The sequence below is a fragment of the Herbiconiux dendrobii genome (assembly GCF_052048175.1).
Lineage (GTDB): Bacteria > Actinomycetota > Actinomycetes > Actinomycetales > Microbacteriaceae > Herbiconiux.
Map to the genome: position 1 here is coordinate 21,984 of NZ_JBLZQV010000007.1, position 25,625 is coordinate 47,608.

The following is a 25,625-nucleotide window of genomic DNA, read 5'->3' on the forward strand; positions in this document are numbered from 1 at the left end:
CGGAGACGAGTGTGGCGTCAGGGAATCCGGATGCGGTGGGCATCCCGCGGCTGGACCCGGGGCATCCTGAGGCCCTGTTCGATGCCGCCTGGTACCTCGCGAGCTACCCCGACGTGGCGGCCGAGATCGGTCCGGGGGCCGCGTGGGCGCACTTCGTGCTGCACGGCGAGGCCGAGGGCCGGTCTCCCGGGCCCGACTTCGACGCCGAGTTCTACCGGCGCACGCACCTGCCGCTGGAGGGCGATTTCCCGTTCACGCACTACGTGGCCGAAGGGCGTCGGCGGGGACATGCGCCGCGGGTGATCGACGCGAGCGACGAACAGACCCGGAGCGGGATCCGGGCGGCCCTGCGCGGGCGGCTCAACCCCGTGCTGCTTCTCGGCAACGACGCCCGCTCGGCCGGAGGGCCGCTGCTGCTGCTGGAGATCGCTACGCGGTTGCGCGCCCGCGGCCGGTCGCCGATCTTCGTGCTCAAGCAGGGTGGCCCGCTCTTCTCCCGGTTCGCCGCGCTCGGCCCGACGCTGATCGCGGACGAGGGCTGGGACCTGCGCGCGCTCGGTGCCGAGCTGCCGCCGTCGATGCCCGTTCTGGCCAACACCTCGTGGGGCGCACTGCTCGCACAGCGGCTGGGCGTCGCCGGGCGATCGGTGGTGCTGGTGCACGAGATGCCGGACTACATCCTCGCCCAGGATCTGCTCGGGCCGATCTCCCAGGCCCACACCGTGATCACGTCCATGCCGCGGATCGAGGCGGAGCTGAACCGTCTGCTGGAGTCGGCGACGGCGCCCGCCATCGAGACCGTTCTCCCCGGGCTGCAGGCGCCCGCGGTCTCCGCCGGCGGGACGGCGCGCATCCGCCGGGAGATCGCCTCGCGATTCGGCGACGGCAACCCGGTCTTCCTGGGGGCCGGATACGCCGATCAGCGCAAGGGCTTCGACCTGTTCCTGGCGGCGGCGCGGGCGATCGCCGCCCGGGAGCCGCTGGCCGGCTTCATCTGGCTGGGGGACCTGGGGGCGTGGGCCCGCTCGCTCGCCTCCGAGGCCCAGGCTTCGGGGCTGCGTCTGCTGCTGCCCGGGTTCCGCACGGATGCGGGGGATTGGTACGCATCCACCGACGTGTACCTGCTGACCTCGCGCCAGGATCCCGGCCCCACCACGGTGATGGATGCCGCCCGGCTCGGGGTTCCCTTCGTGGGTCTGGCGGCCGACATCGGGCTGCGCGAGCTCGCCGAGATCACGGCGGCGACGGGGGAGTTCGTGGACACCACCGACGAGGTGGCCGAGCGTGCGATGCGGCGACTGGGTACGGAGACGGCGGCGACGCGCAAGGCCAGAGCCGCCTTCGTGCGCGAGTACCGGTCGTTCGACGGCTATGTCGATGACCTCGAGCGCGCGCTGGGCGAGGCGACCCCCGCATCCGTGAGTGTCGGACGGCTCACTCGGGGGCGGGCCCGGGCGCGCCTGATGGTGCTCGATGTGCGGTCGAGCCCGGTGCCGGCGGCCGTCGCGCGCACGGTCGCCGACTCGGTGGACCGCGCCGTGAGGCGGGCGAAGAGGCTCGCGCCTTCCGCCGGTGCGCTCGCGCCCCGGCCGCGGCGGCCGGTGTCGATCGCCGTGGCGCAAGACGCCCTCTCGGCGGAGGGTCGCGAGATCTTGCCCGCTTCGGTGCTCACCGAGCCGGCGGCGGTCGCCGCACTCCGGCCCGGTGCACGCGCGTGGGTGAGCACGCCGGTGCTGCTGTCCGCGGTGAGCGAAGAGGTGGATCTGCACATCCTCCGGCGCCCGGGAGCGGAGCCGTGGCAGCTGGTGAAGGAGCTCGAGCTGGCCGGACGCCGGATCGGCCGGGTGACCCAGCACGACCTGGGCGCTGCTCCTCGGTGGGCGGTCACCGGGGCGCCTCCTCCGCGCCCGCGGCGCCTCCGCGGTGGGGGCGAGCCGCCTCAGCCTCCCGTGGCGCCCGCACCGCACGGACCCGTGCGACTGCCGCGCCGCATCGGGGTGTTCGTGCACGTGTACTACGTCGACCTCGCGGGGGCCATCGCCGACCGCCTGGCGCTGATCGAGCATCCGATCTCCTTGTACGTGTCCACCGACGACGAGCGGAAGGCGGCCGAGATCCGGCGGATGCTGCCCTCGGCCCTGGTGCGGGTGGTGCCGAATCAGGGGCGCGACATCGCCCCGAAGGTGTTCGGCTTCGCGCCGGAACATGCGGAGCACGACGTGGTGCTGCACCTGCACACCAAACGCTCGCCGCACCGGGGCGACCTGGCGGGCTGGTTCGACCACCTGCTGGACTGCCTTCTCCCGAGCTCGGAGGGGATCGACGCCATCCTCGGCCTGTTCGCCGACTCGCCGACGGTGGGGCTGGTCGGCCCGGCGTGGTTCTCGGGACTCAGCCCCACCGTCCTGTGGGGGCCGAACCGCGCGATCGCCGAAGTGCTCACCTGGAACGCCGGCTGGCCGCCGCTGCCCGACGACCGCTACCTCTCGTTCGCGGCCGGCTCGATGTTCTGGGCCCGCTCGAGCGCGCTGCGCCCCCTGCAGGCGCTGGCGATCCCGCCCGAGGCGTTCGGCGACTCCGCCGCCACCGACGGCACCCTCGCGCACGCCGTCGAGCGCCTGATCGGCGTCTCCTGTTCCGTGGCCGGTCTCGAGCAGCTCTTCGTGCTCCCACCGGCGGATCAGCGGGCGGCGGTCGGGGGGTGGGGCTGGGAGGGCGTAAACTTGGTTGGTTCCCCCCTCACGAGAAGATTAGGACAACTCTGTGCTCAGCGTTTCAGACCTGGCGATCCGGGTCGGCGCACGAACCCTCATGGAGGACGTGTCCTTCCGGGTCGGCCCCGGTGAGAAAGTCGGCCTCGTGGGCCGCAACGGCGCCGGCAAGACCACCCTCACGAAGGTGCTCGCCGGCGACCTGCAGCCCGCTGCGGGCGACGTGCACCGCAGTGGCGAGCTCGGCTACCTGCCTCAGGATCCCCGCTCGGGCGACCCCGAGGAGCTGGCGCGAACGCGCATCCTGAACGCCCGCGGTCTCGGGTCGCTGCTGGAGGGGATGACCGAGTCGTCCCTGGCCATGGCCTCCGACGACCCCAAGGTCAGTGCCGCCGCCATGAAGAAGTACGGCAACCTCACCGAGCGCTTCGACGCGCTGGGCGGATACGCCGCCGAGGCCGAGGCGGCCTCGATCGCCAGCAACCTCAGCCTGCCCGACCGCATCCTCGACCAGCCGCTGAAGACGCTCTCGGGTGGCCAGCGGCGCCGCATCGAGCTCGCGCGCATCCTGTTCTCGGATGCCGAGACGCTGATCCTCGATGAGCCGACCAACCACCTCGACGCCGACTCCGTGGTGTGGCTACGCGAGTTCCTGAAGAGCTACAACGGCGGTTTCATCGTGATCTCGCACGACATCGAGCTCGTGGGCGAAACCGTGAACCGCGTGTTCTACCTCGACGCCAACCGCCAGGTGATCGACGTCTACAACATGAGCTGGCGCAACTACCTGCGTCAGCGGGCCGCCGACGAGGAGCGCCGCAAGAAGGAGCGCGTCAACGTCGAGAAGAAGGCCGGCCAGCTGCAGATGCAGGCCGCCCGCTTCGGCGCCAAGGCCTCCAAGGCCGCCGCCGCCCACCAGATGGTGGCGCGCGCCGAGAAGATGCTCTCCGGGCTCGAAGAGGTGCGCGAGGTCGACCGCGTGGCCAAGCTGCGCTTCCCGACCCCGGTCGCCTGCGGCCGCACGCCCCTGATGGCGTCGAACCTATCGAAGAGCTACGGCTCTCTCGAGATCTTCACCGCCGTCGACCTGGCCATCGACCGCGGCTCGAAGGTGGTCATCCTGGGGCTGAACGGCGCGGGCAAGACCACGCTCCTGCGCATCCTGGGCGGGGCCGACACGCCCGACACCGGGCAGATCGAGCCCGGCCACGGCCTGCGGATCGGCTACTACGCCCAGGAGCACGAGACCATCGACGTGAACCGCTCGGTGCTGGAGAACATGGTCTCCGCCTCACCGAACCTCACCGAGACCGAGGCCCGGCGTGTTCTCGGCTCGTTCCTGTTCACCGGCGACGACGGGCACAAGCCCGCCGGTGTGCTCTCGGGCGGCGAGAAGACCCGACTCGCCCTGGCCATGATCGTGGTGTCGGGTGCCAACGTGCTGCTGCTCGACGAGCCCACGAACAACCTCGACCCGGCGAGCCGCGACGAGATCCTGGATGCTCTGGCCCACTACGAGGGCGCGGTCGTGCTGGTCAGCCACGACGAGGGTGCGGTGGAGGCACTCAACCCCGAGCGCGTGCTCATCCTGCCCGACGGCGTGGAAGACCACTGGAACAAGGACTACGCCGACCTGATCTCGCTGGCCTGATCAACCCGAGGCGTCAAACGCACCACCGCCCGCCGGAACTCGATCCGCCACAGAGCTCCGCTGTTTCCGGGGATGATGCCGATGACCCCGTCGGTGCCCGATCGGCGAATGACGTAGTCGAACGACGTCACCTCCAGATGCTCCAATGCAGCGCCGGTGACCGGGTGCGGGAGAAAGAATTCGATCGCCTCGGCTTCTGTGACGGTGAGTGACAGCGGTCTGGCCGTCTGCAGGTCCTCGTCATAGGCGAGGACGTCGATCTCCACTGATGGGCCGCTCAGCCGAAGGGCGGAGATCGGAATGTCGTGCCACCAGATGCTGCTCAGCTCATTTGATGCGGTCATCCAGACAGTGTAATGAGTAAAGCTCGGCGTTATTCAACTCCGGCTGTCGAGGATCTCGTCCTCGACCTGAGCGTCGCTCTTCTTGGCCAGGCGCTTGCGCTCGCGCTCGGCTGCGCGCTCCTGCTCTTCCGGATCGTCTTCGTTCACCCGACGGAACTCCTGCCGGATGATGTAGCCGAGCCCGACGAAACCGAGCAGGCCGAAGCAGAACCACTGGAACGTGTACGAGAGGTGTGCGCCTTCATCCGGCGTCGGCTTGGGCATGGCCATGGGCCGTTCGGCCGGGGCCGGATCCTCGGAGGCAAGGAGGCCGTAGGCACCCGTGTAGGTGGGCTGACCCACCTGGTCCGCGAGCACGGGCAGCTCGATGGTGGCGATCTGACCCGCCACGGCTCCCCGATTGTCCAGGTGCGGCTCGCCGGCCTTGAGACGAGCGACGACGGTGATCTCGCCCGTGGGAGCCGCGGGAATGGCATCCGGAACATCTTGCTTCTGGCCGGTGGGCACCCAACCGCGGTCGACGATGAATACGTCGCCATTCGCGAGCTGGAACGGCACCAGCACGTCGAAACCGACGTCGCCGCCGAGCGGTCGGTTGCGCACGAGGGTCTGGTCGTCGACGAGGTAGTGGCCGGTCATGGAGACGGTGAGCCATTCCTGCGAGACGTCGTACGAGTCCAGCTCGGGGAGCACATCGGCGAGCGGAGTGGGGTCGGCGTCGAAGTTCTCGGCCACCCGGTTGATCTCGGCGACCGCCTCGTCGCGCCGGGCGAGCTGCCACATGGCGAGCATCACGCAGACGATCGCGAACACCACCGTGAGTGCGAGATACCCCGCCCACCGCCGGCTCAGCAGGAAGCGCCAGCCGCCGGTCATGCGCTCACCGCCCCGTTCATCGGCAGTACCTCGAGCGGGAAGTCGCGCGCGGCGAGGAACTCGCGCAGGTAATCGACGTGGTCGTCGCAGGCCAGCCAGATCTTGCGGCGATCTTCGGTGTGGATCTTGGGGTTGCGCCATTCGATCCGCCAGACCGCGTCGGCGCGGCAGCTCGCACGCGAGCACTCTTCGGCAGAGGGCTCGAGACCGAGTCCGATCATGCCCGCGGTCCCGCATCCGGGCCCGCCGCAGCAGGCTCAGCCGGCGGCACGACCGGGCGGTACAGCTCGATCTCGCTCGGCTTCTCGTGACGCCGCATGTTCGAGGTGCCCACGTTGCCGAGCACCACTGCGAAGTAGGGGAGCAGGATGGCGCCGGCGGCGACCACGGCCAGCCACCACCCCTTCACGAACAGCATCAGCACGAGGCAGACGATGCGGATGCCCATGGTGATCAGGTATTTGATCATGCGCTTGCGCCGCTCGTCGTCGGGCGAGGGCGGAAGGCTCGTGAGGGACTGCTGGGCGCTCTTCATGATTCGCTCTAAGCCTACGCTTCGGAAGCCTCTGCCGAGTCGGCCGGCCGCGACGCTGGGCAACTCCTAAGCTGGTAGGGCTCGACCTGCCCCACGACGTTAGGACTTCCGCACTGTGACCACCTCGACCACCCCTCGCACCGTGCTCATCACCGGCGGAAACCGCGGCATCGGCTACGCCCTCGCCGAGGAGTTCGTGGCCCAGGGGCACCGTGTGGCCGTGACGGCGCGCTCCGGATCGGGCCCCGAGGGCACGCTCACCGTCATCGCGGATGTCACCGATGGAGCATCCATCGACGCCGCGTTCACCGAGGTGGAGCAGAAGCTCGGCCCGGTGGAGGTCGTGGTGGCCAACGCCGGCATCACCCGCGACATGCTGCTGATGCGCATGGCGGAGGACGACTTCACCAGCGTGATCGACACGAACCTCACCGGCGCGTTCCGCGTGGTGAAGCGCGCATCGAAGGGGATGCTGAAGGCGCGCTTCGGCCGGATCGTGCTGATCTCGAGTGTGGTGGGGCTCTACGGATCGGCCGGCCAAGTCAACTACAGCGCCTCGAAGAGCGCTCTCGTCGGTCTCGCCCGCTCAGTGTCGCGTGAGCTCGGCGCCCGTGGCATCACCGCGAACGTGGTGGCTCCGGGTTTCATCGAGACCGACATGACCGCCGAGCTGCCTGAGGCTCAGCAGGCCGAGTACAAGAAGAGCATCCCGGCCGGCCGCTACGGCCAGGCCTCCGAGGTGGCCAAGGTCGTGGCCTGGCTCGCCTCCGACGACGCCGCCTACATCACCGGCGCGGTCATCCCGGTCGACGGCGGCCTCGGCATGGGTCACTAGGGCTCGTCTCCTCATGCTCGGGGCCGGACGATGATGGCTCGGAGAACGGCACCTCGTCGGTAGGTGAGGGCCTATTCGTCGCAGCGCGGCACGATGGCCCGCTGGTGCTCGAAGACGGCGAAGTGCCGTTGGACGACGTTGCGTGCCGTGAAGTCGACCTCATCGACCGCGAGCGGCCGACTGCCAGTCCTTCCGTGCCGTCTTCTGTCGCCGGTCTCGTCGTAGGGCTGCGGCATCACCCCGACGATGTCCGCATGGAGAGAGGACACTGGACAGAGCGATGACACCGGACAGCCCATGATGTGCACGCCCTGTCTTCACGGGCCCGATCGGGTCATCTCCCTGGCTGGGCTGGACCGCCAGGGATCTCCAACTGCCCCGAGTTCGAGCAGGCACCCGTCGACCCAGCCATGACCATCGTCGGCAAGCGCGGAGCGCGCGGCAGCCCGGTGCGCTTCCATGGCCGGATGGTTGGCCTGACGGATGGGCTGCCGCGCGCTCCGCGCTTGCCCTCGATGACCGTGCCCGATTCTCAGAGACGGGCAGGCCTGATCAGGCGGCTGGGAGGCGGAGGGTGCGTCGCCGGGTGGTCGGGATCGGTGTCTGAGCGATGTCGATCGACCTCGGTGGGATGAGGTGCGGCACACCCGCAAGCATGGTCAGTTTCCAGGCTGACTTGTGCAGGTGCGAGTGATGGAAGTGACACAGCAGGACGCCGTTGTCGATATCCGTGCGTCCCGGTCCCTGGAGCGAACGATCCGGACGAGTCATAGCCCCCGGGCCGGGCCGGCGTCAGCCTCGGAGACCGAGCAGGGGGAGTAGCTGGCTGAGGTCGCGGCGGTTCATCACGAGGTCGGCCTGGGCACGCACCACGGGGCGCGCGTCGAACGCCACCGAGAGACCCGCGACCTCCATCATGCGTAGGTCATTGGCGCCGTCACCCACCGCGACGGTGTGTGACGCCGGGATGCCGTGCTCGCCCGCCCACTCGAGCAGAGCATCCGCTTTGCTCTGAGGATCGATGATCGGGCCACTGACGGTGCCGGTGAGGTGACCGCCGGCGATTCCGAGCCGGTTCGCCCGCCAGTAGTCGAGGCCGAGCGTCGAGGCCAGCGGATCGAGGATCTCGTGGAAACCGCCGGAGACCACACCCACGACGCTCCCGTGCTCGTGCAGGGTAGCGATCATCTCGGGCACTCCCCGGGTGACCTCGATGGCGCTGCGCACCTTTTCGAAGCACGAGACCGGAAGCCCCGCCAGGGTGGCCACCCGTTCCCGCAGGCTCTCGGCGAAGTCGATCTCGCCGCTCATCGCACGCTCGGTGATCGCCGCCACCTCGGCGTGACGCCCGGCGAGGTCGCCGAGCATCTCGATCACCTCGTTCTCGATCAGCGTCGAATCGACGTCGAGCACCACGAGGAAGCGGGGATCAGGCATGCAGCCAGGTTACTGAACGAACGACACTCCCAAGGAACGCCCGACCCGCAGGACGACCCAGGCGTCAGGGAACGACGCGGACTCCCTTACCGACCACGGTGATCCCCGAGTCGGTCACCGTGAAGCCGCGTTCCCGGTCACGATCGGCGTCGATGCCCACCTGGGCCCCGGCCGACACGACGACGTTCTTGTCCAGGATGGCCCGGTGCACCACGGCGTCGGGCTCGATGTGCACACGGTCGAAGAGCACCGACTGCCGCACCAGGGCGCCGGAGTCGACGGTCGTCCACGGCCCGACGACACTGCCCTCGACGCGGGCACCCGAGATGAGGCATCCGAGGGACACGATCGACTCGACCGTCACCCCGGGGTTGCCCTTGCTGTCGCGCACGAACTTCGCGGGCGGCGAGTTCAGCTGCTGGGTGTAGATGGGCCAGGTCTCGTTGTAGAGGTTGAACACGGGCAGGGCGGAGATCAGGTCTTGGTGGGCGTCGTAGAACGAGTCGATGGTTCCCACGTCGCGCCAGTAGTAGCGGTCGCGGTCGGTGGACCCGGGTACGTCGTTGCGGTTGAGGTCGTAGACCGCCGCGTTGCCGCGCGCCACGAAGTCGGGGATGATGTCGCCGCCCATGTCGTGGCTGGACTCGGGCTTCTCGCCATCGCGGATGACCGCGTCGATCAGCTGGTCGGCGTCGAAGATGTAGTTGCCCATCGAGGCGAGCACCTCGTCGGGGGAGTCGACGAGACCCTGCGGGTTCTTGGGCTTCTCGAGGAACTCCGAGATCAGCGTGGGGTCGTCGGCATCCGTCTGGATGACGCCAAACTGGTCGGCCAGGCTGATCGGCTGACGGATGGCGGCGACCGTGGCGCCGCGCCCCGACTCGATGTGCGCCTGAATCATCTGGTCGAAGTCCATCCGGTACACGTGGTCGGCGCCGACCACGACGACGATGTCGGGGTTCTCGTCGCGGATGAGGTTGAGGCTCTGCAGGATGGCGTCGGCCGATCCGCTGAACCAGCGCTTGCCGAGGCGCTGCTGCGCGGGCACGGATGCCACGTACGAGTTGAGCAGGCCGTCGAGGTGCCAGGTCTGCGAGACATGGCGGTCGAGGCTGTGCGACTTGTACTGCGTGAGCACCACGATCTGCCGCAGCCCCGAGTTCACGAGGTTGGAGAGCGCGAAGTCGATGAGGCGATAGCCGCCTCCGAAGGGTACGCCCGGTTTGGCCCGGTCGGCCGTGAGGGGCATGAGTCGCTTGCCCTCACCTCCGGCCAGAACGATGCCGAAGATCTTCTTTGATGCAGCCATAGCCCCCACCCTAATGAGGTTTCGCCCGGGTGGTACTACCGTTCAACTATGCGAGTCGACGTCATTACCCGTGAATATCCGCCCGAGGTCTACGGAGGAGCCGGCGTGCACGTCGCCGAGCTGGTGAAGGGCCTGCGCGAGCATCTGGAGGTGGCGGTGCGGTGCTTCGGCGCTCCCCGCTCCGAGGAGGGCGTCTTCGCCTACGGCGTGCCCGCCGAGCTGGCCGGGGCCAACCCGAGCCTGACGACGTTGGGCGTCGACCTTCAGATCGCCGAGGCGGTGGCCGGCACATCCCTGGTGCACTCGCACACCTGGTACGCCAACGCGGCCGGCCGTCTCGCCTCGCTGCTGCACGACGTACCTCACGTCGTGACCGCGCACTCCCTCGAGCCGCTGCGCCCGTGGAAGGCCGAGCAGCTCGGCGGCGGCTACCGCATCTCGTCGCAGATCGAGAAGGATGCGTTCGAGAACGCCGATCAGGTGATCGCCGTGAGCAACGGCATGGCCCGTGACATCCTGCGCTCGTACCCGGCGCTGGACGAGTCGAAGCTCGTGACCGTCTACAACGGCATCGACCTCGCCACCTGGAAGCCCACGCACGACGACGCCGTGCTGGAGCGCCTCGGCATCGAGAAGGATCGGCCCACCGTCGTCTTCGTGGGCCGGATCACGCGTCAGAAGGGTCTGCCCTACTTCTTGCGCGCCATCGCCCAGCTGCCGGCCGACGTGCAGGTGGTGTTGTGTGCGGGCGCACCCGACACGCCCGCCATCCTCGATGAGGTCGCCGGCGCGGTGCGCACGCTCCAGGAGACCCGCGGCGGCATCGTCTGGGTCGAGGAGATGCTGCCCCAGCCGCAGCTCGCGGCCGTACTGACCGCGGCGACCGTGTTCGTCTGCCCCTCGGTGTACGAGCCCCTCGGCATCGTGAACCTCGAGGCGATGGCCTGCGGCCTGCCCGTCGTCGGCACCGCGACCGGCGGCATCCCGGAGGTCGTCGACGACGGCGTCACCGGCCTGCTCGTGCCGATCGACCAGCTGCAGGACGGCACCGGCACGCCGACCGACCCCGATCGCTTCGTGAGCGACCTGGCCCGGGCGCTCACCGAGGTGGTCTCCGACCCGGAGCGCGCCGCGCGGATGGGTGTCGCAGGCCGAGCTCGGGCCGAGGCCGAGTTCAGCTGGGGCGCGATCGCCTCCCAAACCGCCGACATCTACCGCGCGCTGGTGCGATAGTCGTCGACGGGTTCGTTAGGCTTGCCTCATGCCCAATGTGCTCGACCTTGAAGACGTTTCTGTTGTGCGGGATGGCAACCCCATCCTGAGCGGTGTGAACTGGAAGGTCGACGGCGATCAGCGCTGGGTGGTGCTCGGCCCCAACGGCGCGGGCAAGACCACGCTGCTGCAGATCGCGGCCGCGATGAACCACCCCTCCGGCGGCACGGTGCACGTGCTCGACGGCAAGCTCGGCGAGGTCGACCTGTTCGAACTGCGGCCGCGGGTGGGCTTCGCCTCCAGCGCGATGGCCCGGCGCTTCCCGCCGAACGAGACCGTGCTGAACGTCGTGCTGACGGCGGCCTACTCGGTCACCGGCCGCTGGAACGAGCAGTACGAGGAGATCGACCTGCGCCGCGCCCAGCGCGTGCTGAACGAGTGGAACCTCGACCACCTCGCCGAGCGCCTCTTCGGCTCGCTCAGCGACGGCGAGCAGAAGCGCGTGCAGATCGCCCGCTCGGTGATGACCGACCCCGAGCTGCTGCTGCTCGACGAGCCGGCCGCTTCGCTCGACCTGGGCGCCCGCGAGGAGCTGCTGCAGCTGCTCGGCGGCTACGCCAGCGCCCCCGAGGCGCCCGCGATCGTGATGGTGACCCATCACGTCGAGGAGATCCCCGTGGGCTTCACGCACGCGCTGCTGCTGAACAAGGACGGGATCGTGGCCAGTGGGCCGCTCGGCGAGATCCTCACCTCCGAGAACCTCGAGACGACGTTCGGCCTGCCGATCGCGCTCTCCTCGGAGGACGGCCGCTACACCGCCCGCGCGGCCTGACACGCCGGGCATCCGCTCTGGAAGCCTGCCCGGGTATCTGGTAGGCTCTTCCCTTGGTCCGCCTCGTCAGACCAAAGATTTCCGACCCCCATGCTGTGAAACTAGGACACCACTATGAAGACTGACATCCACCCCAAGTACGAAGCAGTCGTCTTCCGCGACCTCGCGTCGGGCGCCACCTTCCTCACCCGTTCGACCGTCGGCTCCGCCAAGACGATCGAGTGGGAAGACGGCAACACCTACCCGGTAATCGATGTCGAGATCTCGTCGGAGTCGCACCCGTTCTACACCGGCAAGCAGCGCATCCTCGACTCCGCCGGCCGCGTGGAGAAGTTCAACACCCGCTACAAGGGCTTCGGCGGCGGCAGCAAGTAGTCTTTCCGCAATCACACGCACGAGAACCCCGTCGGCTTCGGCCGGCGGGGTTCTTCGTCTGCCTGGGTGCCGAGTGGTCAGGTGGGGCCGAGCGGCCAGGTGGGATGAGCGATGAGGCGGGACCGAGCGCTCAGGCGGCGCCGAGCGTCAGGCGGAGCGGGGAACGGCCTCGGGCCAGCCTCGGCGGGAGGTGAAGGCCGGGTCTTTGGTGCGACGCATGTAGTCCTCGAAGGAGTCGCATTGGGCCTCGTGCCAGCCGATCTGCGCCTCGTGCAGCGCGCGCGGGGTGAGGTCGAGCTCGATCGGGAACTTCGTGGCCAGCGCCTGCGCCACCCGGCCCGCGGCGATCGCGTCGGCTCCGGCGTCGTGCGCGTCGGTGAGTGAGACGCCGTAGTTGCCCGCCGCCGCCTCGAGCGTGCGCTTGCCCTTGCGGTAACGGTCGACCTGCTTGTCGATCACCAGGGGATCGATCACCGGAGACGGCGACTCCAGCGGCGCGACGCCGTGCCGCACCGACTCGCGGTTGAGCAGCGTGAGGTCGTAGGGCGCGTTGTACACCACGAGTGCGTAGCCGTCGGCGAAGGCCCGGCGCAGCTCGTCGACGATCTCGCCCACCACCTCGGCCGCGGGCCGCCCCTCGGCCCGCGCGCGCTCGGTGGTGACACCGTGCACCGCTGTGGCCTGCTCGGGGATCTCGACGCCCGGATCGGCCAGCCAGTCGCGGCGTCGCACCGTGCGGCCCGCGGCATCCAGCAGCGAGATGTTGGCGGTGACGACGCGGCTGGTCTCGACGTCGATGCCCGTGGTCTCGAGGTCGAACACCGCGAGCCGCGAGGCCCAGGCGGGAACGTAGACGGGGGCTTCCGGATGCCCGGACTCGCCGTCGAAGGCCATCGGCTCGTCGTCGAAGGCGGGGTCGTACGGCGGGGCCTCCGGCGGCACCGTCGCGTGCGTGCGGGTGACCTTCTCGGTGACCGTCAGCGACATCGTGACCGACCGCTCGACCGTGACCGACCGCTCCACCACCTCGGGTGCCGGGGGAGCGGCGTGCTTGCCCCGGTGGCGGTGCAGGCCGATGGCCTCTCCGCCGAGGCTCTCTTCGGGCAGATCGAACAGCGGAACCGGGATGTCTCTGTCGGTCACGCCCTACCGTCCTTGTTCCTGTTCGGTGGGCTGGCCGACGTGCAGCCAGTAGAAGGCCTGGGTGCCGAAGGTGAGCGTGACGCTGCCGTTCTCGTCGAACGACGGGAACTCCGCGTGCCCGAAGAGGTCGAACAGTCGGCGGCCGGCGAACTGGGGTGCGGTGATGGTGGCCGACACCGGGTTGTGCGCGAAGCTGAAGACGCAGAGCACGTCTTCCGGCCCGTCGCCGAAGTAGGCGCCGGAGCCCTCGTACGAGCGCACGAAGGCCAGCACCGACTCGTGGTCGCTCTTCAGCACCTCCATGCTGCCGAGGCCGAAGGTGGGATGGGCCTTCCGCACGTGGATGACGTTGCGCACCCAGTGCAGCAGCGATCGCGACTGCGCCAGCTGCGACTCCACGTTCACGAGGTTGTAGTTGTACACCAGCGACTGCACCACCGGCAGGAACAGTTTGCCGGGGTCGGCGGTGGAGAACCCGGCGTTGCGGTCGGGCGTCCACTGCATGGGCGTGCGCGAGGAGTCGCGGTCGGGCAGCCAGATGTTGTCGCCCATCCCGATCTCGTCGCCGTAGTAGAGGAACGGCGAGCCCGGCAGCGCGAACAGCAGGGCGTGCGCCAGCTCGAGCTCGGCGCGCGAATTGTCGAGCAGGGGCGCGAGACGGCGCCGGATGCCGATGTTCGAGCGCATCCGCGGGTCGTAGGCGTACCAGCCGTACATCGCCTGCCGGTACTCCTCCGACACCATCTCGAGGGTCAGCTCGTCGTGGTTGCGCAGGAACACGCCCCAGGCGGCGCCCTCAGGGATGTCGGTGGTCTCCGAGAGCACCCGGATGAGCTCGTCGGCCTTCTGCGACCGGAGCGAGTAGTAGATGCGGGGCATCACCGGGAAGTCGAACGCCATGTGGCACTCCGGCTCCTCGTCGGTGCCGAAGAAGGCCGCCACCTCGCGGGGCCACTGGTTGGCCTCGGCCACCAGCATCCGCCCCGGGTACTCGGTGTCGATCATCTCGCGCAACCGCACGATGTAGTCGTGCGTCTTGGGCTCGCCCTCGCCGTTGCCCTCGTCGGACTCGAACAGGTAGGGGATGGCATCCAGCCGCAGCCCGTCGACCCCCATGTCGAGCCAGAACCGGCAGACGTCGAAGATGGCCTCCTGCACGGCCGGGTTCTCGAAGTTGAGGTCGGGCTGGTGCGAGAAGAAGCGGTGCCAGAAGAACTGCCGGCGCACCGGGTCGAACGTCCAGTTCGACTCCTCGGTGTCGACGAAGATGATGCGGATGTTCTCATACTTCTCGTCGGTGTCGCTCCACACGTAGAAGTCGCCGTAGGGGCCCTCGGGGTCGGCCCGGGACTGCTGGAACCACTCATGCGCATCCGAGGTGTGGTTGAGCGGGAAGTCCATGATGATGCGCATGTTGCGCTCGTGGGCCTTCGTGACCAGGTCGCGGAACTCCTCGACCGTGCCGTACTCGGAGAGCACCGAGGTGAAGTCGGAGACGTCGTACCCGCCGTCGCGCAGCGGCGACTGGAAGAACGGGGGGAGCCAGAGGGCGTCGATGCCGAGCCACTGCAGGTAGTCGAGCTTGGAGATGAGCCCGGCGATGTCGCCGAAGCCGTCGCCGTTCGAGTCGACGAAGGAGCGGATCATCACCTCGTAGAACACCGATCGCCGATACCACTGCGGGTCGAGGGTGAGGCCCGGAGTCTGGATGGGTGCGGTGTAGTTCACAGGGATCCTTTCGGATGACGATCGGCCGGCTCGTGCATACCTGGCTTCACGATAGCCCAGGTCACCGACACCGCCAGGGGTGCGGCCCGGCGGGCGCGTCGGCCCGGCCCCGTCGCATCCGCCCCGTCTATGCTGGAGCGGATGACCGTCGCCTCGCCCTACGCCCCCGAACTCGCCCGGATGCCCGTCACCACGCGGGTGCTGCCCGTGCGGGGGAGCGAGACGCACGTCTGGGAGTACGGATCGGGCGGGCAGGATGCCGACGCCCGCCGCGAGGCCGCCACACTCGTGATCGTGGTGCACGGCTACCGCGGCGACCACCACGGGCTCGAGCCGGTGATCGCCCAGCTGAACCGGCCCGGCTACCGGATCGTCGCACCCGACCTGCCGGGATTCGGCGTGTCGACCCCGATGGACGCCGTGCACGATCTCGACGGGTACGTCGACTGGCTGCACGCCTTCGTCGAGGTGGTGCGCCCCGAGTCGCCGGATGCGCGGGTGGTCATCGTCGGCCACTCGTTCGGATCGATCGTGGTGGCGGCCTCGATCGCCGGAACCTTCGGCATCCCCGTCGACGCCGCCGTGCTCATCAACCCGATCGCCGCCCCCGCGCTCAAGGGCCCCCGGGGCGTCATGACGCGGATCGCCATCGGTTACTACCAGCTCGGCGCGGCGGTGCCCGAGAGGCTCGGCCACGTGCTGCTGTCCAGCCCCGTGATGGTGCAGGTGATCAGCGTCACGATGGCCAAGACGACGAACCGGTCCCTGCGCCGCTGGATCCACGACCAGCACCACCGCTACTTCAGCGCGTTCGCGAACCGCACCGTGGTGCTCGACGCCTTCCGCGCCTCGGTCAGCAACGACGTCAGCGAGTACGCGGAGCGGATCACCGCCCCGACCCTGCTGATCGCCGCCGACAAGGACGACATCACGCCGCTCGCCGCCCAGCACCGCCTGCAGGAGGCCATGCCCGACGCGCGGCTGGTGGTGCTCGACGACGTCGGGCACCTCATCCACTACGAGCGCCCGATCGAGGCGGCGGCGGCGATAGACGCGTTCCTCGAGCCCGCGTCGTGAAGCTCGTCGTCGACTGCCGGTACACGCGGATCGGCCGCCATGACGGCATCAGCCGCTACACCGCGGGCGTCGTCACAGCGCTCAAGGCGCTGGTGGACGCGAACGATCCGGCCGTGGCCGGTGTCGAACTCGCCATGGTGATCAGCGACGAGCGCCAGCTCGCCATGCTGCCCGACCTGCCGTGGCAGAAGGTCTCCGGCCCCACGAGCGTGCGCGAGCCGCTGGTCGCCCTGCAGGTCAACGCGCTGAAGCCCGACGTGGTGTTCAGCCCGATGCAGACCATGGGCACCACGGGCCGTCGCTACACGCTCGCGCTCACGGTGCACGACCTCATCTACTACTCCAACCCCGAGCCCCCGCACGACCTCCCGGCGTTCGTCCGCGTGCTCTGGCGGCTCTACCACAAGGCCTGGTGGCCGCAGCGGCTGCTGCTGAACCGGGCGGATGCGGTGGTGACGGTCTCCGAGACCACCCGCGGGCTTATCGCCTCCCACCAGCTCACCAAGCGGCCCGTCGTCGTGGCGCGGAACGCCGCCGATCTGCCTCCCGCCGAGCGCGCGGCGGAGGCGGCCGACGACGCGGCGGCCCGATCCGGAGCCCGCTCGGTGCTCTACATGGGCTCGTTCATGCCCTACAAGAACGTCGAGACGCTCGTGCGCGCCGTGGCGGAGCTGCCCGGCTACACGCTGCACCTGCTGAGCCGGGCGACGGATGCCGACAAGGCCCGGCTGCGGGCGATCGACCCGGAGGCGCGTCTGGAGTTCCACGACGGCGTCAGCGACGAGGAGTACCACGCACTGCTGCAGCAGGCGACGGCGCTCGTGACGGCCTCGCTCGACGAAGGCTTCGGCATCCCGCTGGTGGAGTCGATGGGGTTCGGCACGCCGGTCGTGGTCAGTGACATCCCCGTGTTCCGGGAGATCGGGGCATCCGCAGCCCTCTACGCGCCGGCGCGCGACCCGCACGCATTCGCCCGCGCCATCCGCTCGCTCGAAGACCCCGGCGCGTGGCGTGCCCGCTCGATCGCCTCGCGCACGCAGGCGGAGACGTTCAGCTGGGAAGCGTCAGCTCGAGCGCTAGCGGAGCTCGCGACCGGACCTCTTCGGGGATCGCCTCGCCGTTGAACTCGGAGATGGAGAGGTGCCCGTCGTCGACCACGAAGTCGTGCGCCGATCCGTTCGGGATCATCTGCCCCTGCTGAGGCAGCGCCCGGTCGGTGACGTACCGGATGAGGGAACCGATCACGCCGCCGTGCGAGACCACGATCAGCGACTCGCCGGGGTGCTCCTCGGCCAGCGCCTCGAGGGCGGGCAGCACGCGGGCGACGACCTCGGAGCGGCGTTCGCGGCCGGGCACGACGTTCATCGGATGCCCGGGGAAGCGCTCGGCGATCTGCTCGGCGTTCAAGCCCTCGACCTCGCCGTAGCTGCGCTCCACCAGCTCGGGCACGAGTTCGACCCCGTCGAGTCCGAGTTCGGCCGCGATGATCTCGGCGGTCTCGCGGGCCCGGCCGAGGGGGCTCGCCACGACGCCGTCCCACTGCCGCTCGGCCAGCACCCGGCCGGTCTCGCGAGCCTGCTCGCGGCCGGTCTCGTTCAGGGGCACATCCGTGCTGCCCTGGATGCGCTTCTGGAAGTTCCAGTCGGTCTGGCCGTGCCGCACGAAGGTGAAGGTAGTCATCCCCGTCAGTCTACGGGGCGTGGCCGGACGGGGACGAGGCTGCGTCAGGGGAGGAGGCGGGCGGCGAGTGCGGTGAGGGTCTCGGCGGCGCCGGCGTCGATCTTGAGGGTGGCGCGGTTGTCGCCCTTGGTGAGGCCGCGGTTGACGATCACGATCGGCAGCTTGCGTCGGCGGGCCTGCTCGAGCAGCCGGATACCGGAGTTGACCACGAGCGAGGAGCCGGCGATCAGCATGGCCTCGGACGACGCCACCATCGAGGCGGCCTCGGCGAACTTCTCGGTCGGCACGAACTCGCCGAAGAACACCACGTCGGGCTTCAGCACGCCGCCGCAGACGGTGCAGGCGGGCACCTCGAAGGCCTCGTACTCGGCCACGTCGGCGTCTCCGTCGGGCGCCATCCGCACCAGCTCGGGTTCGGTGAGCCACGGGTTGGCCGTGCTGATCCGCTCGGCGATCGAGGCGCGGGCGAAGGTCTGGCCGCAGCTGAGGCAGTTCACGCGGTCCATCGAGCCGTGCAGGTCGACGAGGTGGCGGGTGCCGGCGCGGGCGTGCAGACCGTCGACGTTCTGCGTGACGACACCGTTCACCACGCCGGCGTCTTCGAGCTCGGCCAGGATGCGGTGGGTGTCGTTGGGGGCGGCGGCGTCGAACATCCGCCAGCCCAGGTGGCTGCCCGCCCAGTAGCGCTTGCGGTAGGAGGCGCTCGCGAGGAACTGGTCGAAGGTCATCGGGTTGCGAGGCGGTGCGCCCTCGCCGCGGTAGTCGGGAATGCCCGAGTCGGTGCTGACGCCGGCGCCGGTGAGCACCACGACGCGCTTGCCCTCGAGGATCTGCGCCGCCTCCCGGACGGCGTCGTCGAGGGCTGGGGAGAGCGCTATTGCGACAGCCGGTGAGGCCGGCGCATCCGGAGCGGACGACACGAGCGGAACCATGACACCTCCACGCCGGCGATGGGGCCCGGCACCACGAGTCTAAACAGCGAAGTTTTCCGGAATGTTTCCGGCCTGGCAGAGTTGGGGGTGAATTCTTCGACCAGAGAGGCCCTCGTGCCCGTCATCCCCATCGCCGCGCTCGCGGACGCGCGCCTGGAGCATCCGGGCCTCGCCGACTACGCCGACCTCACGGATGTGGCCCTCCGCCGCATCCTGGAGCCGGCCGGCGGCCTGTACCTGGCCGAGTCGAGCAAGGTGATCGCGAGGGCCGTCGAGGCCGGCCACCGGCCGCGTTCGGTGCTGCTGCAGGAGAAGTGGCTGCCCGAGCTGGCGTGGGTGGGGGAACGGTTCCCGGATGTGCCGATCTACGTCGCCTCGGACCCGCAGCTCGAGCAGCTGACCGGGTTCCAGATGCACCGCGGTGCACTGGCGTCGATGCACCGGCCCGAGCTGCCTTCGCTGTCGTCGCTACTGACGGATGCCCGTACCGTGGTGGTGCTCGAGGACATCGTCGACCACACCAACGTGGGCGCGGCCTTCCGCTCGGCGGCGGGGCTCGGGGCGGATGCGGTGCTGATCAGCCCGCGCTGCGCCGATCCGCTCTACCGGCGCAGCGTGCGGGTGAGCATGGGCACGGTGCTGCAGGTGCCGTGGACGCGCATCGGGGAGTGGAAGGAGGCCGCGCCGGCGCTCCACGAGGCGGGCTTCACGATCGCCGCGCTCGCGCTCGGCGACGACTCGATCCCGCTGCCGGAGTTCACGGCCTCGCTCCCCGAGCGCGTGGCGATCGTGCTCGGCACGGAGGGCGACGGCCTCAGCCGCCGAGCCCTGGCGGCGGCCGACGTGCGGGTCGAGATCCCGATGCTGCACGGTGTCGACTCCCTGAACGTGGCCTCGGCGAGCGCCGTGGCCCTCTACGCCCTCCGCTTCGCGTCTCACCGCTCCGCTAAGTAGCGGCCGTGTATCGTTCTTCGATAACATCGAATATCGATACAAGGGGGCGCGATGACCAGTTCACCAGCACGGGATACGCAGACGGTCCAGCCCACGCGGGCCACGAGGGCGCCGCTGTTCCGGGTCGTGCGAGTCGTGCTGCTCGTCGTCGCCGGGTTCGTCGTTCTCGGTGACCTCATGCAGGCGTTCACCGTCGTCACCGGCCGATTCCTGCTCGCCCTCGGCGGCGCCGACCCGCGGATGCCGTTGGACAGCCTGCCCCAACTCTTGCAGGCCGAGCTGCGCGAGGGGGCGAGCGGCACGCTCGCCGACGCCGACCTGCTGCTGCGGGTGCTGGGAGCCCTGCCGAGCGTGCTGCACGCCGTGACGATCGCGGTCGCCGTGGTGTTCTTGGTGAAGGCGCTGGAGGGGATCGCCGCCGGCCGCCCGTTCGACCGCCGGGTTCTGGTGGACTGGCGCATCCTGAGCATCGCCCTGCTGGCGGGAGGGATCGCGCAGGGTCTGGCCGACACCGCGGCGGTTCTCTACCTGAACACCCGGATCGGGCTGCTCTTCGGAGCGGGCCTCGTCACCCCCGACGAGACGGACGCCTTCCTGGGCGGCGACTACCGGGCGATCGGCACGGACGCGCCGCAGTGGCCGGTGTACCTCGTCATCGGCGGCCTGGTGGCGCTGGCGCTCACGACGGCCTTCCGGGCCGGAGCCCGACTCGAGCGGGAGGCGGAGGGCGTTGTCTGATTCCCGCGAAGACGAGCCGGCGGATGGGGGTGTGCACCGCATCCGGTGCCATCTGGATGCGGTGCTGGCGGAGCGAGGTATGACCCTGACCGAGCTCTCCGCCCGCACGGGCATCACCATGGCCAACCTCTCGATCCTGAAGAACAACCGTGCGAAGGCGATCCGCTTCACCACACTGACGCTCGTCTGCGACGCGCTCGGCTGCACCCCCGCCGAGCTGTTCTCCCTCGAGGTCTGACCGCTCGTCACGTCGGGGGAGGGAACGCAAGGGGGCCCGGGATATCCGGATGCGGCGCAGGGTGGGGGAAGGACGGCACCGCGCCGTCGAGGGCCATCGGAGGCACCGCATGTATTTCCACGCACAAGACTGGATCAACGACATCGCCACGGACGAGCCGGATCCGGCCGCCGCGAACGCGCTGCAAGAGGGTCTCGGCGGGCAGTTCGGCGAGATGCGCACGATGATGCAGTACCTCTTCCAGGCCATGAACTTCCGCGGCCCCGCCGCCAAGCCGTACCGCGACCTGATCCAGGGCGTCGGCACCGAGGAGATCAGCCACGTCGAGCTGATCGGCACCACCATCTCGCGCCTGCTCGACGGGGCTCCCGGGTACTCGGGCAAGAAGACCGACCCCCTCGACACCCCCGGTGCCGGCGGCGCGACGCCGTTGAGCATCGCGCTGGACACAGGGAACATCCACCACTACCTCGTCGGCGCGCAGGGCGCCCTCCCGGTCGACGCCGCGGGCAACCCGTGGCTCGGCAGCTACGTCTACAACTCGGGCAACCTCGTGCTCGACCTGCTCTACAACCTCATGCTCGAGTCGACCGGTCGCCTGCAGAAGTGCCGCATCTACGAGATGACCGCCAACAAGACGGCCCGCTCGACCATCGCCTACCTGATCGTGCGCGACCAGGCCCACGAGAACGCCTACGCCAAGGCGCTCGAGACGCTCGGCATCGACTGGAAGAAGAGCCTGCCGATCCCGAAGACCAACGCCGAGAAGTTCCCCGAGGTGAAGAAGCTCGTCGACCTGGGGCTGCAGAGCAAGCAGTTCTCCTTCGACCTGAAGGGCGAGTCGGAGGCGGGCCGCATCTTCCAGGGCGCGTCGCCCTCGAACGACGGCACCCAGCTGGATGCCACCGAGCAGGCGCCGAAGGGCGTGCCCTCGTTCATCGCCCCCGAACGCCTCGAGGAGTTCTCGCCGGGGCTGGACGCCGATCTGCTGAAGCTCATCCAGACCACGGCGGAGATGGAACTCGCCGAGGTGTCGGGGGAGTACGGCCCCGTCACCGCCGCCTAGGCTCCGGGGCGCTTCTCGGCCATCACCCCCGTTAGCATCCGACCTCCTCGTCCCGCCGGACGAGGAGGCAGCCGGATGCCCGCACCGCGCCAGAGTGGCGCATCCGGGGGTCGCGAGCCGCTATATGCTTCCTCTACCTGATCCGAGGAGGCATTTGGTGTCCGAGAAGCGCTCTGCTCCCGCAGTCGACCCCACACCCACCGGCAGCAAGGGGCTGGCCGCCGGCACACTCGGTCTGTTCGGCTCCACTGTGATCGGTCTGGCCTCGACCGCCCCGGTCTACTCGCTGGCCGCGACCGTCGGCTTCGTGGTGCTCGCCGTGGGTGCTCAGGCGCCGATCGCGATGATCCTGGCGTTCATCCCGATGTTCCTCACGGCCTACGCCTATCGCGAGCTGAACCGGGCCGTGCCCGACTGCGGCACCGCCTTCACCTGGGGCACCAAGGCCTTCGGGCCCTGGGTGGGCTGGATGGCCGGCTGGGGCGTGGCCGTGGCCGGCATCATCGTGCTGGCGAACCTCGCCCAGATCGGCAGCAAGTACCTCTGGCTGCTGACGAACAACCCCGACCTGTACGACAACGTGTTCCTGGTCACCGCCACGGGTGTGGTGTTCATCGCCCTGATGACCTTCATCAGCATCCGGGGCCTGCAGATCGGCGAACGGCTGCAGAACGTGCTGCTCGGCGTGCAGTACGTCGCGCTCATCCTGTTCGTGATCCTGGCCCTCTGGGCCGTCTTCACCGGCACCGCCCCCGAGGGGTCGACCGTGCCGCAGGCCGACTGGTTCAACCCCTTCGCCTTCACCTCGCTCTCGGGCTTCACCGAGGCCATCCTGCTGTGCCTGTTCATCTACTGGGGCTGGGACACCTGCCTGGCACTGAACGAGGAGACGAAGGATCCGGAGCGCACCCCCGGCCGCGCCGCCGTGCTGTCGACGGTCATCCTGCTGGTCACCTACGTCTCGGTCACCGTGGCGGCGATGTCGTTCGCCGGCCTCGGCGACTCCGGTCTCGGCCTCGGCAACGAGGAGAACTCGGGCGACGTCTTCCTGGCCCTGAAGGACGCGATCTTCGGCCCCTGGGCCTGGCTGCTCGTGATCGCCGTCTGCGTCTCGGCCATCTCCTCGACGCAGACCACCATCCTCCCGACCGCCCGCGGCACCTTGGCGATGGCCACCTACCGTGCTCTGCCCGAGCGCTTCGGGCGCATCAACCCGGCCTTCAAGACCCCGCGCTTCGCCACGATCTTCATGAGCGTGGTGGCCATCACCTTCTACGTGGGCATGACGCTGGTGAGCGAGAACGTGCTCTCGGACACCATCCTCTCGATCGGCCTGGCGATCGCGTTCTACTACGCGATCACGAGCTACGCCTGCGTGTGGTTCTTCCGCAAGGAGATCTTCACCTCCGTGCGCAACTTCCTGTTCAAAGGACTGTTCCCGCTGATCGGCGGGCTCATGCTCACCGCCGCGTTCATCCAGTCGGCCATCGACATGTACGACCCCGAGTACGGGTACACGGTCATCTTCGGCATCGGCGGAGTGTTCGTGATCGGCGTCGGGTCGCTCCTGGTCGGCGTGGTGCTCATGCTGGTGTGGTTCTTCTTCGCCCAGTCGAAGCCGTTCTTCCGCGGCGAGAGCCTGAACCGCGACACCGAGGTGCTGGCGCCCGAAGACGAGCAGCTCATCCCGCGCTCGGTCGACGGGGGACTGATGTAGCGGGCGCGACCCTGTGCGATCGAAGCTCCCAGCGCCCTCCCCTTAGGATTACCGGGTGAGTCCTGCCAGCCGTGCCGTGTACCGGCGCCGCAGGATCGTGGTGCTGGGAGTGCTCGTCGTCGTCGCCCTCCTCGGCAGCTACCTGCCGGTCGCGTTGCTGGCCCCGGTGCCGGCCGCCTCGGCCACGATCCCGGATGCACCCGGGCAGTCCGTCGAGGCCGTCGCCCTGGCGACTCCCTCCGCCGGGTCCAGCGCCATCGGCATCGGCAGCACCGGTACCGTGCTGGCCGGAACGACCCTCGGTACCAGCGGCAGCGCCGATCCGGTGCCCATCGCGAGCATCACCAAGTCGATCACCGCGCTCGTCGTGCTCGACGCGATGCCGATTCCCGACGGCGGCCAGGGCCCCGACATCACCATCACCGACACGGACGCGCAGTACCTCGCCGACACCATCGCGGTCGGCGGATCCTGGGCGAGCGTCTTCCCCGGGCAGGTGCTGAGCGAGCGCCAGGTGATCGAGATCATGATGCTCGAATCGGCCAACAACTACAGCCTCACGCTCGCGAACTGGGCCTTCGGATCGGTGCCCGCGTACCTGGCGGCCGCCGGCACCTGGCTCGCCGACCACGGCCTGAGCGGCACCACGGTGGTCGACACGAGCGGGCTCGACCCGGGCAGCAGGAGCACCACGGCCGACCTGCTGACGATCGGCGGACTGGTTCTCGCCGATCCGACGCTCGCGGCCATCGTCGGCACCGCGACGGATCAGCTGCCGCAGCTGGGCGAGGTCGAGAACACCAACACGCTGATCGGCTCGTCGGGCATCGACGGCATCAAGACGGGCACCACGGATGAGGCGGGCCGCTGCCTGCTTTTCTCGGCCGACTTCGAGGTGGCCGGGCAGAGCATCCCGCTGGTGGGTGTGGTGCTGGGCGCCGCATCCGAGGACGAGCTGCACGCCGCCGTGCTCGCGCTGCTGCAGAGCGCGCAGGCGGGTTTCCGCACCGTCGACGTGGTGACCGCCGGCCAGGTGCTGGGCCGCTACACGACACCCTGGGGGTCGAGCGCCGACATAGTGGCGGGGGAGTCGCTCAGCACCACGGTGTTCTCGGGCGCCAGCATCGAGGAGTCGAGCGAGGTGCAGACCCTCACCTCGGCCGCGGCGGGCACCGAGGTGGGCACCGCCCGCTTCACGGTCTCGGGGCTCGCGCTCGACGGCGCAGAGCTCACGGTTCCGCTCACCCTCGCCACCGAGCTCGAGGGCCCCGACACCGCCTGGAAGCTGGCGAACCCCGGCCGCCTCTTCGGCTGAGCGGCGGCAGCCTCAGTCGGGGTCTCTGGTGGTGTAGACGGGCTCGGGGACGGGGCGCTTCGGGGCGACGCCGTCACCGCTGGAGCGGTGCGTGATGCGGCGGATGACCCACGGCACCAGGTGCACGCGCGCCCAGACGAGGTCTTCGGCACGTGCCCTTCGCCAGGTACGGCCGGGCAGCGGCTCGGGGGAGCCCGCCTGCAGGTCGTTGTCGACGTTCAGCGCCCGCAGCACCTCCCGGGCCACCTCGTGATGCCCGAGGGGGTTGAGGTGCAGCCGATCGTCGGCCCACATCCGGCTGTCCTGGATCTCCTTCAGCCCCCACTGGTCGGCCACGATGCAGTCGTAGCGGTCGGCGATCACGCGCAGGTTCTCGTTGTAGATCGCGACCTTGCCGCGGATGCCCCGGAACACGGGGGTGAACGAGGTGTCGACACCCGTGAAGATCACCACGGTGGCGTCATCCTGGCGCAGCCGCCGGATGCCCACCTCGAACCGCGCCGCGATGTCGTCGGGGTCGGTGCCCGGGCGGATGACGTCGTTGCCGCCCGCCGAGATGGTGACGAGGTCGGGCCGGAGGGCGAGCGCGGGCTCCACCTGCTCGTCGAGGATCTGCTGCAGCAGGCGGCCCCGGATGGCGAGATTGGCATACGAGAACTCGCCGTCGGCCTCGGACGCCAGCACTTCGGCCACCCGGTCGGCCCAGCCGCGGTAGCCGCCGGGGCTGTCCGGTTCCGGGTCTCCGATGCCCTCGGTGAACGAGTCGCCGAGGGCCACGTACCGCCGCCAGGGGTGAGGTTGGGTCATCTGAGGATGCTCCTTTCGCACTGCCCGACAAGCGTAACTCCGACGCGCCCGGGATGCCCTGGCGACGCCCTCCGGATGCCCCGCATCCGGCCGCCGGTGTCGGTGCGGCGGGG

General features: G+C 69.4%; 26 protein-coding genes. 14 read left to right on the forward strand and 12 right to left on the reverse strand.

All coding sequences use genetic code 11. The annotated features are described in order from the left end of the window. Positions 1-11 precede the first annotated feature (11 nt). Both ACN4JJ_RS18020 and ACN4JJ_RS18025 read left to right on the forward strand, forming a co-directional pair. On the forward strand, positions 12-2,846 hold the full coding sequence (locus ACN4JJ_RS18020; RefSeq protein WP_440711277.1) for a rhamnan synthesis F family protein: 2,835 nt from the start codon (positions 12-14) through the stop codon (positions 2,844-2,846). After that, a complete protein-coding gene (locus tag ACN4JJ_RS18025) occupies positions 2,764-4,362 on the forward strand; it encodes an ABC-F family ATP-binding cassette domain-containing protein (protein ID WP_440711278.1) in 1,599 nt (532 codons plus the stop codon). Before ACN4JJ_RS18020 ends, ACN4JJ_RS18025 begins: the two co-directional genes overlap by 83 nt. On the opposite strand, the gene ACN4JJ_RS18030 is transcribed toward ACN4JJ_RS18025, so the two are convergent. The 4 genes from ACN4JJ_RS18030 to ACN4JJ_RS18045 are packed head-to-tail and all read right to left on the reverse strand — an operon-like array spanning position 4,335 to position 6,117. Next, positions 4,335-4,706 (reverse strand): hypothetical protein, encoded by a 372-nt coding sequence (locus tag ACN4JJ_RS18030; RefSeq protein WP_440711279.1) that lies wholly within the window; start codon positions 4,704-4,706, stop codon positions 4,335-4,337. The two genes, ACN4JJ_RS18025 and ACN4JJ_RS18030, sit on opposite strands and share 28 nt — an antisense overlap. A gap of 33 nt (positions 4,707-4,739) precedes the next feature. Beyond that, positions 4,740-5,582, reverse strand: a complete 843-nt coding sequence (locus ACN4JJ_RS18035) for an SURF1 family cytochrome oxidase biogenesis protein (RefSeq protein WP_440711280.1) — start codon at positions 5,580-5,582, stop codon at positions 4,740-4,742. Then, positions 5,579-5,803 carry a hypothetical protein gene (locus ACN4JJ_RS18040; protein WP_440711281.1) on the reverse strand — a complete coding sequence of 75 codons (225 nt, stop codon included), beginning with the start codon at positions 5,801-5,803 and terminating at the stop codon, positions 5,579-5,581. Before ACN4JJ_RS18040 ends, ACN4JJ_RS18035 begins: the two co-directional genes overlap by 4 nt. Beyond that, positions 5,800-6,117, reverse strand: coding sequence for a DUF3099 domain-containing protein (locus ACN4JJ_RS18045; RefSeq protein WP_440711282.1), 318 nt, complete (start codon positions 6,115-6,117; stop codon positions 5,800-5,802). Before ACN4JJ_RS18045 ends, ACN4JJ_RS18040 begins: the two co-directional genes overlap by 4 nt. A 115-nt stretch (positions 6,118-6,232) precedes the next feature. Between ACN4JJ_RS18045 and fabG the strand changes: the two genes are divergently transcribed. Next, positions 6,233-6,952: a 3-oxoacyl-ACP reductase FabG gene (gene fabG, locus ACN4JJ_RS18050; protein WP_440711283.1), complete on the forward strand. Its 720-nt coding sequence runs from the start codon at positions 6,233-6,235 to the stop codon at positions 6,950-6,952. A gap of 71 nt (positions 6,953-7,023) precedes the next feature. Here fabG and ACN4JJ_RS18055 read toward each other — a convergent pair whose 3' ends face one another. From ACN4JJ_RS18055 to glgC, 3 genes are all read right to left on the reverse strand, one after another. Then, the gene (locus ACN4JJ_RS18055) at positions 7,024-7,188 is read right to left on the reverse strand and encodes a hypothetical protein (protein WP_440711284.1); all 165 of its coding nucleotides are present in this window, start codon (positions 7,186-7,188) and stop codon (positions 7,024-7,026) included. 556 nt (positions 7,189-7,744) lie between these two features. Next, entirely contained in the window at positions 7,745-8,389 is a 645-nt protein-coding gene (serB, locus tag ACN4JJ_RS18060) for a phosphoserine phosphatase SerB (RefSeq protein WP_440711285.1), read from the reverse strand. A gap of 64 nt (positions 8,390-8,453) precedes the next feature. Continuing rightward, a complete protein-coding gene (glgC, locus tag ACN4JJ_RS18065) occupies positions 8,454-9,698 on the reverse strand; it encodes a glucose-1-phosphate adenylyltransferase (RefSeq protein WP_440711286.1) in 1,245 nt (414 codons plus the stop codon). 48 nt (positions 9,699-9,746) lie between these two features. On the opposite strand from glgC, the gene glgA reads away from it, so the two are divergent. The 3 genes from glgA (at position 9,747) to ACN4JJ_RS18080 (ending at position 12,117) form a co-directional block, all read left to right on the forward strand. Next, a complete protein-coding gene (gene glgA / locus ACN4JJ_RS18070; RefSeq protein WP_440711287.1) occupies positions 9,747-10,931 on the forward strand; it encodes a glycogen synthase in 1,185 nt (394 codons plus the stop codon). Positions 10,932-10,959: 28 nt separating this feature from the next. Beyond that, entirely contained in the window at positions 10,960-11,742 is a 783-nt protein-coding gene (locus tag ACN4JJ_RS18075; protein WP_440711288.1) for an ABC transporter ATP-binding protein, read from the forward strand. A 114-nt stretch (positions 11,743-11,856) separates the two neighbouring features. Then, complete coding sequence (locus tag ACN4JJ_RS18080; protein ID WP_440711289.1) at positions 11,857-12,117, forward strand: type B 50S ribosomal protein L31; 261 nt, start codon at positions 11,857-11,859, stop codon at positions 12,115-12,117. 147 nt (positions 12,118-12,264) lie between these two features. Here the strand turns inward: ACN4JJ_RS18080 and ACN4JJ_RS18085 are convergent, their stop codons facing one another. Continuing rightward, positions 12,265-13,011 carry an exonuclease domain-containing protein gene (locus ACN4JJ_RS18085; RefSeq protein WP_440711409.1) on the reverse strand — a complete coding sequence of 249 codons (747 nt, stop codon included), beginning with the start codon at positions 13,009-13,011 and terminating at the stop codon, positions 12,265-12,267. A gap of 252 nt (positions 13,012-13,263) precedes the next feature. Next, a complete protein-coding gene (treS, locus tag ACN4JJ_RS18090) occupies positions 13,264-14,988 on the reverse strand; it encodes a maltose alpha-D-glucosyltransferase (RefSeq protein WP_440711290.1) in 1,725 nt (574 codons plus the stop codon). A gap of 141 nt (positions 14,989-15,129) precedes the next feature. Here treS and ACN4JJ_RS18095 point away from each other — a divergent pair, with 141 nt between their 5' ends. Together ACN4JJ_RS18095 and ACN4JJ_RS18100 are read left to right on the forward strand one after the other, a co-directional pair. Further along, complete coding sequence (locus tag ACN4JJ_RS18095) at positions 15,130-16,065, forward strand: alpha/beta fold hydrolase (protein ID WP_440711291.1); 936 nt, start codon at positions 15,130-15,132, stop codon at positions 16,063-16,065. Next, complete coding sequence (locus ACN4JJ_RS18100) at positions 16,062-17,189, forward strand: glycosyltransferase family 4 protein (RefSeq protein ID WP_440711292.1); 1,128 nt, start codon at positions 16,062-16,064, stop codon at positions 17,187-17,189. The genes ACN4JJ_RS18095 and ACN4JJ_RS18100 overlap by 4 nt, the downstream gene beginning before the upstream one ends. Here the strand turns inward: ACN4JJ_RS18100 and ACN4JJ_RS18105 are convergent. Continuing rightward, complete coding sequence (locus ACN4JJ_RS18105; RefSeq protein WP_440711293.1) at positions 17,116-17,745, reverse strand: histidine phosphatase family protein; 630 nt, start codon at positions 17,743-17,745, stop codon at positions 17,116-17,118. The two genes, ACN4JJ_RS18100 and ACN4JJ_RS18105, sit on opposite strands and share 74 nt — an antisense overlap. Positions 17,746-17,789: 44 nt before the next feature. Further along, the gene (locus ACN4JJ_RS18110; RefSeq protein WP_440711294.1) at positions 17,790-18,677 is read right to left on the reverse strand and encodes an NAD-dependent protein deacetylase; all 888 of its coding nucleotides are present in this window, start codon (positions 18,675-18,677) and stop codon (positions 17,790-17,792) included. A gap of 87 nt (positions 18,678-18,764) precedes the next feature. Here ACN4JJ_RS18110 and ACN4JJ_RS18115 point away from each other — a divergent pair, with 87 nt between their 5' ends. From ACN4JJ_RS18115 to ACN4JJ_RS18140, 6 genes are all read left to right on the forward strand, one after another. After that, entirely contained in the window at positions 18,765-19,631 is an 867-nt protein-coding gene (locus tag ACN4JJ_RS18115; RefSeq protein WP_440711295.1) for a TrmH family RNA methyltransferase, read from the forward strand. A 51-nt stretch (positions 19,632-19,682) separates the two neighbouring features. Then, on the forward strand, positions 19,683-20,369 hold the full coding sequence (locus tag ACN4JJ_RS18120) for a hypothetical protein (protein ID WP_440711296.1): 687 nt from the start codon (positions 19,683-19,685) through the stop codon (positions 20,367-20,369). Further along, the gene (locus ACN4JJ_RS18125; RefSeq protein WP_440711297.1) at positions 20,362-20,607 is read left to right on the forward strand and encodes a helix-turn-helix domain-containing protein; all 246 of its coding nucleotides are present in this window, start codon (positions 20,362-20,364) and stop codon (positions 20,605-20,607) included. The genes ACN4JJ_RS18120 and ACN4JJ_RS18125 overlap by 8 nt, the downstream gene beginning before the upstream one ends. Before the next feature lie 109 nt (positions 20,608-20,716). Then, a complete protein-coding gene (locus ACN4JJ_RS18130) occupies positions 20,717-21,673 on the forward strand; it encodes a manganese catalase family protein (protein WP_440711298.1) in 957 nt (318 codons plus the stop codon). A 157-nt stretch (positions 21,674-21,830) separates the two neighbouring features. Then, complete coding sequence (locus ACN4JJ_RS18135; protein ID WP_440711299.1) at positions 21,831-23,390, forward strand: APC family permease; 1,560 nt, start codon at positions 21,831-21,833, stop codon at positions 23,388-23,390. A 55-nt stretch (positions 23,391-23,445) separates the two neighbouring features. Beyond that, positions 23,446-24,705, forward strand: coding sequence for a D-alanyl-D-alanine carboxypeptidase family protein (locus ACN4JJ_RS18140; protein ID WP_440711300.1), 1,260 nt, complete (start codon positions 23,446-23,448; stop codon positions 24,703-24,705). Positions 24,706-24,717: 12 nt separating this feature from the next. On the opposite strand, the gene ACN4JJ_RS18145 is transcribed toward ACN4JJ_RS18140, so the two are convergent. Further along, positions 24,718-25,512: an SGNH/GDSL hydrolase family protein gene (locus ACN4JJ_RS18145; protein ID WP_440711301.1), complete on the reverse strand. Its 795-nt coding sequence runs from the start codon at positions 25,510-25,512 to the stop codon at positions 24,718-24,720. Positions 25,513-25,625 lie beyond the last annotated feature (113 nt).